10 protein-coding genes, 13 tRNA genes and 3 rRNA genes are annotated in these 13,784 nt (G+C 41.1%); 22 read left to right on the top strand and 4 right to left on the bottom strand.

Annotated features, from left to right (window positions below; genetic code table 11):
- Window positions 1-58: 58 nt before the first annotated feature.
- Together HZI73_RS22655 and tsaD are read left to right on the top strand one after the other, a co-directional pair.
- Window positions 59-634, top strand: a complete 576-nt coding sequence (locus HZI73_RS22655) for a DUF6715 family protein (protein WP_212695610.1) — start codon at window positions 59-61, stop codon at window positions 632-634.
- A complete protein-coding gene (tsaD, locus tag HZI73_RS22650) occupies window positions 635-1,654 on the top strand; it encodes a tRNA (adenosine(37)-N6)-threonylcarbamoyltransferase complex transferase subunit TsaD (protein ID WP_212695609.1) in 1,020 nt (339 codons plus the stop codon).
- Window positions 1,655-1,769: 115 nt separating this feature from the next.
- Here the strand turns inward: tsaD and HZI73_RS22645 are convergent, their stop codons facing one another.
- Window positions 1,770-2,279, bottom strand: coding sequence for a ferritin (locus HZI73_RS22645; protein ID WP_212695608.1), 510 nt, complete (start codon window positions 2,277-2,279; stop codon window positions 1,770-1,772).
- 252 nt (window positions 2,280-2,531) lie between these two features.
- On the opposite strand from HZI73_RS22645, the gene ispD reads away from it, so the two are divergent.
- The 17 genes from ispD to HZI73_RS22560 all read left to right on the top strand — a co-directional run bounded on the left by ispD (window position 2,532) and on the right by HZI73_RS22560 (window position 10,491).
- Window positions 2,532-3,224: a 2-C-methyl-D-erythritol 4-phosphate cytidylyltransferase gene (gene ispD, locus HZI73_RS22640; RefSeq protein WP_212695607.1), complete on the top strand. Its 693-nt coding sequence runs from the start codon at window positions 2,532-2,534 to the stop codon at window positions 3,222-3,224.
- 220 nt (window positions 3,225-3,444) lie between these two features.
- A tRNA-Ser gene (locus tag HZI73_RS22635) sits at window positions 3,445-3,530 on the top strand.
- An 80-nt stretch (window positions 3,531-3,610) separates the two neighbouring features.
- Window positions 3,611-3,698 (top strand) — tRNA-Ser (locus HZI73_RS22630).
- Window positions 3,699-3,963: 265 nt separating this feature from the next.
- Window positions 3,964-5,492: ribosomal RNA gene (locus HZI73_RS22625) — 16S ribosomal RNA — on the top strand.
- A gap of 141 nt (window positions 5,493-5,633) precedes the next feature.
- A 5S ribosomal RNA gene (rrf, locus tag HZI73_RS22620) occupies window positions 5,634-5,751 on the top strand.
- 25 nt (window positions 5,752-5,776) lie between these two features.
- Window positions 5,777-5,853, top strand: a tRNA-Ile gene (locus HZI73_RS22615).
- Window positions 5,854-5,885: 32 nt separating this feature from the next.
- A tRNA-Ala gene (locus tag HZI73_RS22610) sits at window positions 5,886-5,958 on the top strand.
- A 585-nt stretch (window positions 5,959-6,543) separates the two neighbouring features.
- A 23S ribosomal RNA gene (locus HZI73_RS22605) occupies window positions 6,544-9,448 on the top strand.
- Together the 16S, 23S and 5S rRNA genes with 13 tRNA genes alongside form the textbook arrangement of a ribosomal RNA operon.
- 143 nt (window positions 9,449-9,591) lie before the next feature.
- Window positions 9,592-9,663, top strand: a tRNA-Asn gene (locus HZI73_RS22600).
- 18 nt (window positions 9,664-9,681) lie between these two features.
- Window positions 9,682-9,753, top strand: a tRNA-Glu gene (locus tag HZI73_RS22595).
- A gap of 49 nt (window positions 9,754-9,802) precedes the next feature.
- Window positions 9,803-9,875: transfer RNA gene (locus HZI73_RS22590), tRNA-Thr, on the top strand.
- 6 nt (window positions 9,876-9,881) lie between these two features.
- A tRNA-Ile gene (locus HZI73_RS22585) sits at window positions 9,882-9,955 on the top strand.
- 48 nt (window positions 9,956-10,003) lie between these two features.
- Window positions 10,004-10,077: transfer RNA gene (locus tag HZI73_RS22580), tRNA-Asp, on the top strand.
- 25 nt (window positions 10,078-10,102) lie between these two features.
- A tRNA-Pro gene (locus HZI73_RS22575) sits at window positions 10,103-10,179 on the top strand.
- A 25-nt stretch (window positions 10,180-10,204) separates the two neighbouring features.
- Window positions 10,205-10,277 (top strand) — tRNA-Val (locus tag HZI73_RS22570).
- A gap of 6 nt (window positions 10,278-10,283) precedes the next feature.
- Window positions 10,284-10,369, top strand: a tRNA-Leu gene (locus HZI73_RS22565).
- 48 nt (window positions 10,370-10,417) lie between these two features.
- Window positions 10,418-10,491: transfer RNA gene (locus tag HZI73_RS22560), tRNA-Arg, on the top strand.
- Window positions 10,492-10,579: 88 nt separating this feature from the next.
- Here the strand turns inward: HZI73_RS22560 and HZI73_RS22555 are convergent.
- From HZI73_RS22555 to HZI73_RS22545, 3 genes are read right to left on the bottom strand one after another with little or no spacing between them, the layout of a single operon-like run.
- Window positions 10,580-11,719, bottom strand: a complete 1,140-nt coding sequence (locus tag HZI73_RS22555; RefSeq protein ID WP_212695606.1) for a tyrosine-type recombinase/integrase — start codon at window positions 11,717-11,719, stop codon at window positions 10,580-10,582.
- A 23-nt stretch (window positions 11,720-11,742) separates the two neighbouring features.
- Window positions 11,743-12,036, bottom strand: a complete 294-nt coding sequence (locus tag HZI73_RS22550; RefSeq protein WP_212695605.1) for a helix-turn-helix domain-containing protein — start codon at window positions 12,034-12,036, stop codon at window positions 11,743-11,745.
- 19 nt (window positions 12,037-12,055) lie between these two features.
- The gene (locus tag HZI73_RS22545) at window positions 12,056-12,361 is read right to left on the bottom strand and encodes a helix-turn-helix domain-containing protein (protein ID WP_212695604.1); all 306 of its coding nucleotides are present in this window, start codon (window positions 12,359-12,361) and stop codon (window positions 12,056-12,058) included.
- 281 nt (window positions 12,362-12,642) lie between these two features.
- On the opposite strand from HZI73_RS22545, the gene HZI73_RS22540 reads away from it, so the two are divergent.
- From HZI73_RS22540 to HZI73_RS22530, 3 genes are read left to right on the top strand one after another with little or no spacing between them, the layout of a single operon-like run.
- Window positions 12,643-12,849: a helix-turn-helix domain-containing protein gene (locus tag HZI73_RS22540; RefSeq protein ID WP_246552255.1), complete on the top strand. Its 207-nt coding sequence runs from the start codon at window positions 12,643-12,645 to the stop codon at window positions 12,847-12,849.
- 14 nt (window positions 12,850-12,863) lie between these two features.
- Complete coding sequence (locus HZI73_RS22535; RefSeq protein ID WP_212695603.1) at window positions 12,864-13,055, top strand: helix-turn-helix domain-containing protein; 192 nt, start codon at window positions 12,864-12,866, stop codon at window positions 13,053-13,055.
- A gap of 28 nt (window positions 13,056-13,083) precedes the next feature.
- On the top strand, window positions 13,084-13,776 hold the full coding sequence (locus HZI73_RS22530) for an ORF6N domain-containing protein (RefSeq protein ID WP_212695602.1): 693 nt from the start codon (window positions 13,084-13,086) through the stop codon (window positions 13,774-13,776).
- The last annotated feature ends 8 nt before the right edge of the window (window positions 13,777-13,784 follow it).

Raw genomic sequence — 13,784 nt, 5'->3', positions numbered from 1 at the left:
GAATGATTTGTATAACATACGCATACCATAGCAAGAGGTTGATAATGGAGTGATGAGGATGAGAAAATACATTGCAATATTAATATTGGTGAGTTTAGGGGTAATCTTATTTGTTGTATTTGATAATCAAACAAGTGAAGATAACGAAGAAAAATCATTGATGACCAGTGGTGATCGTCTTTTAGATGATTTGAAAGAAGACTATGAAGGTACATTGCTTAACATAAGGGATTTGCAAAAAACACCACAACAAGTCATTAAGTTTAACAACACAGTTATGAAAAAACTCTATGGTCACGACATAAGTGAAGATGACATTGAGTTACTTTTGAAAGTGCAAAGAGTACTCTATGATGAAGAACTATTAGAAAAAAACCCAAAGGATGTACATTATCAAAGGGCAAAAGAAGAGATTCAAGCCTTTGAAGATAGTGATACCAAAATCATAGGGTATGACATTCAAGAAGACCAACAAGAAAAAGATGGTATGGTCATGATAAAAGTAGTCTTTTATTTAAACAAGGTTGGATCCAATGGGGAAATTTATGAAGAATTTTTATTGGTAGAAAAAGAGGGGCTTTGGAAAATAAAAGGTTGGCAAACAACACAGGAATTTATAGTAGTAGGTGATTAAATGAAAGATGTCATAATTATGGCTATAGAGACATCATGCGATGAAACATCCGTAGCCCTTGTCAAAAATGGAAAAGATATATTATCCAATATCATATCTTCTCAAATTGATTTACATGAAAAATTTGGAGGCGTTGTACCTGAGATAGCTTCTAGAAAACACATTGAAAACATCGACCCTGTGATACAGGAAGCTTTAGATGTGGCTCATGTAAGCTTGGAAGATATAGATGCCATTGCCGTTACATATGGACCAGGTCTTGTAGGTGCTTTGTTGGTAGGGTTAGCAGAAGCTAAGGCAATAGCTTTTGCAACCAATAAACCACTTATTGGTATACACCATATTGAAGGGCACATTAGTGCGAATTACATTGAAAATGATTTTCAACCACCATTTATTGGCATGGTTGTATCAGGCGGGCATACCCACTTGGTTCACGTAAAAGATTATGGTGTGTATGAAATTTTAGGGAAGACACGAGATGATGCTGCGGGCGAAGCTTTCGATAAAGTTGCTAGAGCCATAGGTCTCGGATATCCAGGAGGCCCTAAAATTGATAAAATAGCAAAAGAAGGCGATGAAAATGCCATTGAATTTCCAAGGTCTTATTTAGAGAATGGGTCTTATGATTTTAGCTTTAGTGGTGTAAAATCTGCTGTGCTCAATTACATTAACCAATGCAAAATGAAAGATGAACCCATTCATGTACCGAATATTGCAGCAAGTTTTCAAAAAGCTGTTGTGGAGGTCATTGTCAATAAAACCATAAAAGCTGCTCAGACGGAAGGACTGCACAAAGTTGCTTTAGCAGGAGGGGTAGCAGCCAATAGTAAGCTGCGAGAAATGATGACAATTGCTTGTAAAGAAGCGGATATTGTACTGAATTATCCATCACCTGTGTACTGTACAGATAATGCAGCGATGATTGGGGTAGCAGCTTATCATGAATATCTAAAAGGTGTTCGGCATACAATGGCGTTAAACGCCGTACCTTATCTAAAGTTAGGGAGTCGGATATAGGCATATAAATAGAAAAAAGAATTCATGCATATGGTAGATGTGTGGACATACCCATGAAATAAAAATAAAAGGCGATCTCACGAAGTGATGAGACCGCCTTGTTTTATTCTATGACTTAAGCTGTTGGTGGTGGTGTGAATACACGATTACTCATTTCTGTATCAATAGCATACATAATGGACATATCGCCATTGGCTCTTTTGATTTTTTGAAGAATACCTTTAGCCGTAGCTTCTTCTTCCACTTGTTCATCAATAAACCATTTCAAGAAACTGATTGTAGCATGTTCTCTTTCTTCCATAGCAATATCCATAAGTTTGTAGATACGAGCAGTTACAAATTTTTCATGTGCAAGGGTTTTTTCGTAAATCTCCTCCATATCCTTATAGTCACTTGGAGGTGTATCTAAACCGTGAATAACGACTGTCTCATCCATTTCATTAACAAAGTTAAAGAATTTCATAGCATGGAACTTTTCTTCTTCGGCTTGTACCATAAAGAAGTTAGCAAATCCATCAAAATCAATGGAATAACAATAAGCTGCCATGGCTAAATATAAATGAGATGAGTAAAACTCATATTGAATCTGTTCATTAATAGCGTCCAATAATTTTTTACTTAACATAATTGTTCCTCCTTAATATCGTATTGAGCATCTTATAAACAAAACGTATGATGATACTCGTCTTTATTATAACAAGAAAATCCACTCAATGAAAGATGGAACAAGAATTATTTAGTAATAACACGTTCCTTCTTTTCAATTAGTATACAATAGTTTAAAATAGATTATACATCCTAGCTACAGTGTTTATTCAATCCCCTATAGTTCATAATAATAGGTACACATACAAATGATATTTAAAGGAGACGTAAAATGGACCAATTAAAATGTACAGTCATTATTCCTGCTGCTGGTAAAGGGAAAAGAATGAAGCATCATCAGCATAAGCAATATATTGAACTAAAAGGTAAACCAATTTTGGTATATACCTTGGAGGCTTTTATGCGGTGTGATGCCATTACGCATATTATTATTGTTGTGGGACAAGGTGAAGTCGACTATTGTAAACAAGAAATTGTTCAACCGTACAGCTTAGATAAGGTCATATCTGTAATAGAAGGTGGGAAAGAAAGACAAGATTCTGTATATGAGGGCATCAAATGTATCCCACAGGAAACAGATATTGTATTAATTCATGATGCAGCACGTCCTTTTATACAAGAAGAGCATATAATAAGTACGATTAAGGAAGCAAATAAGAGTGGTGCATGTGTGTTAGGTGTTAAAGTTAAAGATACAATAAAAGTGGTTAATAATGAAGGAAATATTATAAGCACACCTAATCGGGATATGCTTTGGGCGATACAAACACCACAAACATTTAAAAAAGAAATCATTAAAGAAGCTTATGAACAAGCCATAAAATATAAGTTTGTAGCCACAGATGATGCCATGGTTGTAGAGAAATATGCTGACACAACCGTAACCATTGTAGAGGGTTCCTATGGTAACATAAAAATCACTACCCAGGAAGACTTAATGGTGGCGAATGCTTTGGATTTATAGGTGTCGGATGGATAGCTTCTATAGGAGTATTTGTCAGAATATAATAATATTGCATAAAGCTATTGACACCCCTATTGATATGCGATATAATACCGCTTGTCGCTAAGCAATAACGAAAAAAAACAACGCATAAAAAGTTGAAAAAAGTTATAAAAAATGCTTGACACTTAACACAAGATATGATAAATTATTAAAGCGCTCGATTGTGAGCTACAAGCATGGAGAGGTGTCCGAGTGGCTTAAGGAGCTGGTCTTGAAAACCAGTGACTCCGAAAGGGGCCGTGGGTTCAAATCCCACCTTCTCCGCTCAATAATTTTAAAACTACTGTATAGAAGTTTTGGATTATTATTGAATGCATATATCGCGAAGTGTTTTGAAACGGCTTGGAGAAGTACCCAAGCGGCTGAAGGGGCTCCCCTGGAAAGGGAGTAGGTCGTTAACGCGGCGCGAGGGTTCAAATCCCTCCTTCTCCGTTAAAAGCAATCATCTGGAAAGATGATGAAAGCTGTTGACAAGCATCATAAAATATGATAATATATTCTTCGCTAATGCAATAAGTTGAAGCAGCAGAACCTTGAAAACTGAACAGTGAAACAAACCAAAAGCTTATAAAAGCTTTACCCAAATAATTCCTTTGTAAATTCAGAGAATTGTTTTGTTTAACTTAGCAATCTCAAACAAAGAGACGGTAGTCTATAAAATACAATTGCCAGATTAGTCTGGTCAGAATAAACTTTTTAACATGAGAGTTTGATCCTGGCTCAGGATGAACGCTGGCGGCGTGCTTAACACATGCAAGTCGAGCGAGAAACTTAAGGATGAACCTTCGGGTGATTCCTTAAGTGGACAGCGGCGGACGGGTGAGTAACGCGTGGGTAACCTGCCCTATGCAGGGGGATAACGCACTGAAAAGTGCGCTAATACCGCATAAGACCACAGAATCACATGATCCAGTGGTAAAAACTCCGGTGGCATAGGATGGACCCGCGTCTGATTAGCTAGTAGGTGAGGTAACGGCTCACCTAGGCGACGATCAGTAGCCGACCTGAGAGGGTGATCGGCCACATTGGGACTGAGACACGGCCCAAACTCCTACGGGAGGCAGCAGTGGGGAATATTGCACAATGGGGGAAACCCTGATGCAGCGACGCCGCGTGAAGGAAGAAGGTTTTCGGATCGTAAACTTCTATCAGCAGGGAAGATAGTGACAGTACCTGACTAAGAAGCCCCGGCTAACTACGTGCCAGCAGCCGCGGTAATACGTAGGGGGCAAGCGTTATCCGGATTTACTGGGTGTAAAGGGTGCGTAGGCGGCGGAGTAAGTCAGATGTGAAAGCCCCAGGCTCAACCTGGGGACTGCATTTGAAACTGCTTTGCTAGAGTGCAGGAGAGGAAAGTGGAATTCCTAGTGTAGCGGTGAAATGCGTAGATATTAGGAGGAACACCAGTGGCGAAGGCGACTTTCTGGACTGTAACTGACGCTGAGGCACGAAAGCGTGGGGAGCGAACAGGATTAGATACCCTGGTAGTCCACGCCGTAAACGATGAATGCTAGGTGTCGGGGGTCGAACCTCGGTGCCGCAGCAAACGCATTAAGCATTCCACCTGGGGAGTACGATCGCAAGATTGAAACTCAAAGGAATTGACGGGGGCCCGCACAAGCGGTGGAGCATGTGGTTTAATTCGAAGCAACGCGAAGAACCTTACCAAATCTTGACATCCTTCTGACCGTTCCTTAATCGGAACTTTCCTTCGGGACAGAAGAGACAGGTGGTGCATGGTTGTCGTCAGCTCGTGTCGTGAGATGTTGGGTTAAGTCCCGCAACGAGCGCAACCCTTATCTTTAGTAGCCAGCAAGTAAAGTTGGGGACTCTAGAGAGACTGCCGGGGACAACTCGGAGGAAGGTGGGGATGACGTCAAATCATCATGCCCCTTATGATTTGGGCTACACACGTGCTACAATGGTAGTGACAAAGGGAAGCGAAGTGGTGACATGGAGCCAACCCCAAAAAAGCTATCCCAGTTCGGATTGTAGTCTGCAACTCGACTACATGAAGTTGGAATCGCTAGTAATCGCGAATCAGCATGTCGCGGTGAATACGTTCCCGGGCCTTGTACACACCGCCCGTCACACCACGGGAGTTGGAAGCGCCCGAAGCCAGTGACCAAACCTTTATGGATGGAGCTGTCGAAGGTGAAGCCGATGACTGGGGTGAAGTCGTAACAAGGTAGCCGTATCGGAAGGTGCGGCTGGATCACCTCCTTTCTAAGGAAGATCGTTAAAGCCGAGGCTTTAAACGATAAGTAGAATTGCATGGAATAGTAAAGCATAGCTAAAAGTTCGTTTCACTGTTGAGTATTCAAGGGAAAACAACATATACCGTTTATTCTAAGAATAGAAGAGATTTCTGGTGGTGATGCGTCTATGGGACATACCCGTTCTCATACCGAACACGATGGTCAAGCCACAGACGGCCGATGGTACTTGGTTGGAGACGACCTGGGAGAGTAGGTGGCTGCCAGATTGCCAATAACACGCTCAGCGTGTCAGGGCTCATAGCTCAGCTGGTTAGAGCGCACGCCTGATAAGCGTGAGGTCGGTGGTTCGAGTCCACTTGAGCCCACCAATTAACAATTTCATACACAAAAAGAACACCATGGGGGTATAGCTCAGTTGGGAGAGCACCTGCCTTGCAAGCAGGGGGTCAGGAGTTCGAATCTCCTTATCTCCATTGTCTCTTGAAAAGAAACAATTAAGCATGGGCTTTGCATATGCAAAACGATTGCTTTTATACAAGAGATTTGAACATTGAAAACTTCACATTGAAAAGATATTTAACAAAGAAGAAGTCATTCTTTCAGGAGATAACTTCTAGGGAAAGAACCTTTTGTCATGCCATAAAACGTATGCAAAAGAACTTAGCCATTTGTTAAATACTGACATCAAATGATAATCAATTATCCTATGATTTAAAAAAGAAAGCACTTGTTTTGCATACGCAAAGCCAATGCTTAAAAGAACCAAGAGTAACCAAGAACAAGCTACGTATCCTATTGTTTATAATAGGAGCATACAAATAACTTGTAAATCTTAGCTCTTAGTGCGATCAATGCATGCTTGATTGGAAGGTTGTTGTGACGTTATGTTATGATAATTTTACGAGAAAAGCTGTTTATGGCAACATTTATTCTCAAATCGTTCTTCTAAGCTTTAAAAATCACCCAAAACCGTGGTGATATTTAAACCTAAGAATCACGAAAAGATAGGCAATCGTTTTGCATGCGCAAAGCCGATGCTTAGATGAGAAAAATGTGTAGGTCAAGCTAATAAGAGCAAAGGGTGGATGCCTTGGCACTAGGAGCCGATGAAGGACGTGATAAGCTGCGAAAAGCTTCGGGGAGGCGCAAATAGCCATCGATCCGGAGATATCCGAATGGGGAAACCTGACTGGGAAAAGCCCAGTTACTGCATGGTGAATACATAGCCATGTAGGGGGAACTCGGGGAACTGAAACATCTAAGTACCCGAAGGAGGAGAAAGAAAAATCGATTCCCTAAGTAGCGGCGAGCGAAAAGGGAAGAGCCCAAACCTAAGAACTTAGTTCTTAGGGGTTGAGGACCGCAGAATGTATCTCGACGTTTAACCGAATGGTTTTGGGAAAGCCAACCAAAGAAGGTGAAAGTCCAGTAGGTGAAAGACCGAGAGAGCAGGCGGTATCCAGAGTAGCACGGGACACGAGAAACCCTGTGTGAAGCTGGGGGGACCACCCCCCAAGGCTAAATACTCCCTAGTGACCGATAGCGTATAGTACTGTGAAGGAACGGTGAAAAGAACCCCGGGAGGGGAGTGAAAAAGAACCTGAAACCCTTTGTTTACAAGCAGTCGAAGCTCGTATATAAATCAGAGCGACGGCGTACTTTTTGTAGAACGGTCCGGCGAGTTACGTATAACTGGCAAGGTTAAAGACTAAAGGTCTGGAGCCGAAGGGAAGCCAAGTCTTAATAGGGCGTTAAGTCAGAGTACGTAGACCCGAAACCGGGTGACCTACCCATGGTCAGGATGAAGTTACCGTAAAAGGTAATGGAGGTCCGAACCCACACGTGTTGAAAAACGTGGGGATGAACTGTGGGTAGCGGAGAAATTCCAATCGAACCCGGAGATAGCTGGTTCTCCTCGAAATAGCTTTAGGGCTAGCCTTGATGGAGTCTAATGGAGGTAGAGCACTGAATTGTCTAGGGGGCCGCGAGGCTTACCAAAACATATCAAACTCCGAATGCCATATAGATGCTCATCAGGAGTCAGACTGCGCGAGATAAGTTGGGTAGTCAAAAGGGAAAGAGCCCAGACCACCAGCTAAGGTCCCAAAGTACATGTTAAGTGGAAAAGGATGTGAGATTTCGAAGACAACTAGGATGTTGGCTTAGAAGCAGCCATACATTCAAAGAGTGCGTAATAGCTCACTAGTCGAGAGATCTTGCGCCGAAAATGTCCGGGGCTAAAACATGACACCGAAGCTGTGGATTGATAGTAATATCAGTGGTAGAGGAGCATTCTTAACTGGGACGAAGCTGTACTGTAAGGAGCAGTGGACTGTTAAGAAGAGAGAATGCCGGAATGAGTAGCGAGAGAGAAGTGAGAATCTTCTCGGCCGAATATCTAAGGTTTCCAGAGTAAAGCTGATCTTCTCTGGGTAAGTCGGGACCTAAGGCGAGGGCGAAAGCCGTAGTCGATGGACAACAGGTTGAAATTCCTGTACCGCATGCAAACAGAACTGTGGGGACACAGGAGGATAGGAAAAACGGGGAATGGAAAAACCCGTTCAAGTACAAAGGATAGGAAGACAGGCAAATCCGTCATCCGTTTCTGAAGTACGATGAGGACCGAAATATAAGTAGGGAAGTTTCTGAATCCAAACTGTCGAGAAAAGCCGCTATTGTTTTGTATGTGCCCGTACCGTAAACCGACACAGGTAGATGAGGAGAGAATCCTAAGGCCGACGGGAGAAGCGTTGTTAAGGAACTCGGCAAAATGACTCCGTAACTTAGGGATAAGGAGTGCCTCTTTAGAGAGGCCGCAGAGAATAGGCCCAAGCGACTGTTTAGCAAAAACACAGGTCTCTGCAAAACCGAAAGGTGAAGTATAGGGGCTGACGCCTGCCCGGTGCTGGAAGGTTAAGAGGAGGGGTTAGCGTAAGCGAAGCTCTGAATTTAAGCCCCAGTAAACGGCGGCCGTAACTATAACGGTCCTAAGGTAGCGAAATTCCTTGTCGGGTAAGTTCCGACCCGCACGAAAGGCGTAACGATTTGGGCACTGTCTCGACAACGCGCCCGGTGAAATTGTAGTACCGGTGAAGATGCCGGTTACCCGCGACAGGACGGAAAGACCCCGTGGAGCTTTACTCCAGCTTGATACTGGGATTCGGTATTACATGTACAGGATAGGAGGGAGACGTAGAAGCAAGGACGCCAGTCTTTGTGGAGTCGCTGTTGGGATACCTCCCTTGTAGTACTGGATTTCTAACCTAGCACCCTAAACGGGTGTGGGGACAATGTCAGGTGGGGAGTTTGACTGGGGCGGTCGCCTCCGAAAAGGTATCGGAGGCGCTCAAAGGTCATCTCAGAATGGTTGGAAACCATTCGCAGAGTGCAAAGGCATAAGATGGCTTGACTGTGACACCGACGGGTGGAGCAGGTACGAAAGTAGGACTTAGTGATCCGGTGGTATGAAAGTGGGATTGCCATCGCTCAACGGATAAAAGCTACCCCGGGGATAACAGGCTTATCACTCCCAAGAGTTCACATCGACGGAGTGGTTTGGCACCTCGATGTCGGCTCATCGCATCCTGGAGCTGTAGCAGGTTCCAAGGGTTGGGCTGTTCGCCCATTAAAGCGGTACGCGAGCTGGGTTCAGAACGTCGTGAGACAGTTCGGTCCCTATCCGTCGTGGGCGCAGGATATTTGAGAGGAGCTGTCCTTAGTACGAGAGGACCGGGATGGACGAACCGCTGGTGTATCTGTTGTATTACCAAGTGCATAGCAGAGTAGCCAAGTTTGGAAGGGATAAACGCTGAAGGCATCTAAGCGTGAAGCCCCCCTCAAGATAAGATATCCCATACCGTAAGGTAGTAAGACCCCTTGAAGACGACAAGGTTGATAGGTCGGAGGTGTAAGCATGGTAACATGTTCAGCTGACCGATACTAATAGGTCGAGGGCTTGACCTAGCTATGATTGGCTAAGGGTTAAGATGTATAAGTTATAAGTAAGTATCGATTAACTTGTTCGGGTTAGAATGGATAAATGAACGATTATATAATGATGTGTATGTGTTTTCAATGTGTGGTTTTGAATGTTTAATAAACATTATTCCTCGATAGCTCAATGGTAGAGCATTCGGCTGTTAACCGAAGGGTTGTAGGTTCGAGTCCTACTCGGGGAGCTTAACATAATATAATTAGGCCCGTTGGTCAAGCGGTTAAGACACCGCCCTTTCACGGCGGTAACAGGGGTTCGATTCCCCTACGGGTCACTTGCATATCCGACTTTGCATCGCAAAAGCGGTAGCATATGTATGATATGCCGACGTGGCTCAATTGGCAGAGCAGCTGACTTGTAATCAGCAGGTTATCGGTTCAAGTCCGATCGTCGGCTTCATGCGGACCTTTAGCTCAGTTGGTTAGAGCAACCGGCTCATAACCGGTTGGTCCGGGGTTCGAGTCCCTGAAGGTCCATCATTTTAATTTAATATGAAAAGAAAAGACATGATGTATAACTAGTTAGGCCCAGTGGTTCAGTTGGTTAGAACGCCGGCCTGTCACGCCGGAGGTCGAGGGTTCGAGTCCCTTCTGGGTCGTTTAGTGACAGTTACACTCCATTGTCTGGGTGTGGCTCAGTTTGGTAGAGCGCTAGAATGGGGTTCTAGAGGTCGCAAGTTCAAGTCTTGTCACCCAGACCAAACGTAACTATAACTTAACTTAATAGGGCGCATAGCTCAGCTGGGAGAGCACCTGCCTTACAAGCAGGGGGTCACAGGTTCGAGCCCTGTTGCGCCCATTAAATGCCGGAGTGGCGGAACTGGCAGACGCACAGGACTTAAAATCCTGCGATCCTTACCGATCGTACCGGTTCGATTCCGGTCTCCGGCATTATCTCAATTTGCACCGTAGGTGCTTTTTATTCTAATTAAATACTTTGTGCGCATAGCTCAGCTGGATAGAGCGTCTGACTACGGATCAGAAGGCCGAGAGTTCGAATCTTTCTGCGCACGTTTGATGAATCCTAGGTTTGCGTCAATCGCTTGCTTAGGATTTTGACTTTTTCTAATCCATTTTCTAATCCGATCTTGATAACTTGAGTTAAGAACTGATAAAAACGACGTTATCTTGAGGTTCTTGTAAAACAATTCTTTCGAATTTAGAAACAGCTTCTTCTTGAATATCCGGTAATACATGTGAGTAAGTGTTCAGTGTTTCTTCTATTGATTTATGACCTAACATTTCACTTACAATTTTTGGATTAATACCGTTTTTTAACATAAGCGTAGCAAAGGAATGTCTACAATCGTAAGGGCGAATTTTAGGCATGTGGTATTTCTTGATTAACTTTTTAAAAGCCCTACCTAGCACATCTGGCCTTATAACTTGTCCCAGTTCATGTGTACATATAAAATCAGAAATACTATATTCATCTTCAAATTCTCTGCTCATGTCTTTCTGCCATTCTTGTTGCTTTTTAATAGCGTCACATAATTTATTTGTTATAATGACTTTACGTTTACTCTGCTCATTTTTTGTGTTACCCGTAGTTCCATCATTTTGCATACCACGCCTGACGTATAAGGCTGTATTGTCTTCGGAAAAATCACAATACTTTAATCCGCATACTTCTCCAGGGCGCATACCTGTTGTCAACATTACACATACAGGAAGGTACCATTTACTATTGTCGTTTTCTAGGCAATCTAAGAAATATCTTACATCTTCCGAAGTCCAAGTGTTAAATTCTGTTTTATCTTTCTTAGGTAGTTCTACGCCAATACATGGATTTACAAGTATCAGTTTCATTTTAACAGCATAATTCATTACAGACCTTATAGCTAAATATCTTTTGTTGATTTTGCTATACGACCCATTTAAAGTATTGATATACCTTTGAACATGAATTGTCTTGATTGCATCGACTTTTACATCTCCAAATATCTCATTAACAAATCGGACATTCCCTTCATACATCTGATAAGTTTTGGGTGCATGTTTTTTTTTGCTTACGAGTAACCATTCTTTGGCTAATTCTGAAAAAGTAAAATCAAGCGACAATATGCCATTGTCATTATTGATATGATAATCTCTGACCATATCGTTAAGGATTCTCTCCGCTTCTCTTCTTAATACTTGCCCTTTGCCCCACTTATATTTTTTCTTATCCGTTAATTCATCCTTTCCAAGATAAATGACAGGATAATATTTACTACCTTTTTTAGTTATTGAGCCTTTCATGAGTAGTTAGCTCCCTTCCCAATTTACAAAAGTCTATTGACCACTTGCTTTACTAATTGATAGTCCTCATCATTTAAAAGGTTAATTTTTTGAGTTAACCCCAATGTTTTAGGATGTATTCCTTCATTTTTGCGTGATAATAAATAATCAATACTTGTACTAAAGTAATCTGCGATTTTTTCTAATTTATAAATCGATGGTGATATTCTATCCCATTTAGATAAACTGCCATTACTAAAGCCTAACTCTTTTTCTAATTGTGTTAATGATATTTCGTACTCAATACATAGTTCCTTAATTCTGTTTAATAAACTCATAGATAAACACCTAACAATCTTATTTATTAATATCTATCATGGTAGATATTAATTTTTTTAGTGCTTCAAACTTATCGTCTGATAGCAAATCTATCTCCTTGGCAACCTTTAATGTTTTAGCTGACAATTTATTACTTTCCCTTTCTAGCAAGTAATCTACACTGACGCTAAAATGGTCAGCGACTTTTTCTAATTTATGAATAGATGGAGAATTGGTATCCCAGTTTCTAATCGTTCCTCTACCGAGTCCTATTTTACGTTCTAGGCCAATTAAAGTAGTGCCTTGCTCATCGCATAAAGTCTTAATTTTCTCAACTAAAGTCATAGTTTTATGACTCCTTTCTAAAAATAAGTGCTAAAAATAAAACTTTAGGTATTGACAAGTCTTAAATATAATACTATACTATAATCAACAGCTAAAGTTAATGGCAAAATTAAGCAACAAAAAAACAAGGTGATTATTATATTAACCACTTGTATAACATCGTTCCCCAACGTGTTTGCTTGATATGCTCTTTATTTAACCATACATATAGAGTAGTATATTTTAGACTTTTTGTCAATAACTTTAGCTAAATATTTTACTTTTTTTTGGAGGTGATAACTTTGATTTATTCATACTTTGGAAAAGAAGCAAGAAAAATAATGATTGATAAGGGTATGAGCATGACACAACTTGCGTCGCAATTAGGTATTTCTCGGCCTTACTTAACCGAGATATTTAGTGGTACAAGAAAAGCAAAAAAACAAAAACAAAAAATCGCAACAATTCTTGGCATGAAAATAGTAACTACAAAAAATACTTGTTATTAACAAGAGGTGAGAATATGGACAAATCATATTATACAGTTGATGAGGCAGCTAAAATATTGAAGTTATCTCTTGTAACAATTTATAGGCATACCAAGAGTGGTAAGATACCTTGCAAACGCATAGGTAGAAGCATTAGAATCCCTGGTACATATCTTGAACCCAAAAATGATAACGTAACCCAACTAAAAAAATATATATTTAGTTAGTCTTAAAGAGGAAGGAGGATAGACGTAAATGAATAATTTAACCGTGATTGAACATGAACAGCAAAGAGTATTATTGACATCACAGTTGGCGGCAGGATATGGAACAAGTGATGCAAGAATACATCAAGCATACTTAAGAAATAAAGAAAGATTTGAGTATGGTAAGCATTATTATGAGCTAGAAGGTGAAGCTCTTAGACATTTTAAAGCCAACTATCAAAATGATAGTAACCTTAAATATGTATCAAAGCTAATGTTATGGACAGAAAAAGGGGCATTGCATCATGCTAAAATTATTAACACTGATCAGGCGTGGGGAGTTTATGAGGTTCTAGAAGATGCGTATTTTAGGGTAAAGACTTTACCGCAGACATATGAAGAAATGATAATCATGCAAGCAAAATCAATGCAAGAGTTTAAAACTGATGTAGATTATAGATTTAAGGTTATGGACCAAAAGGTGGACAACCAGATTACATTGGACCACGGATTACAAAGAAAAATACAAAAGGCAGTTGGAAAGCGGGTTTATGAGCTTTTGGGAGAAGGTACAGACGAATACAAGAGGTATAGCAAAAAGTATTTTGCAGCCATATACAGAGACATTAAGAACCGTATGGGTATACCAAGCTACAAAGATGTAAAGAAAAAGGACTATCAAGCTGTTACGAACTATATTAAGTACTGGATGCCACCATCAAATATAAAGGAAAGTGTATAAGGAGGGGG

This window comes from Vallitalea pronyensis, assembly GCF_018141445.1.
In the GTDB taxonomy this organism is placed as follows: Bacteria; Bacillota; Clostridia; order Lachnospirales; family Vallitaleaceae; genus Vallitalea; species Vallitalea pronyensis.
This window is presented reverse-complemented; position numbering and strand designations above follow the sequence as displayed.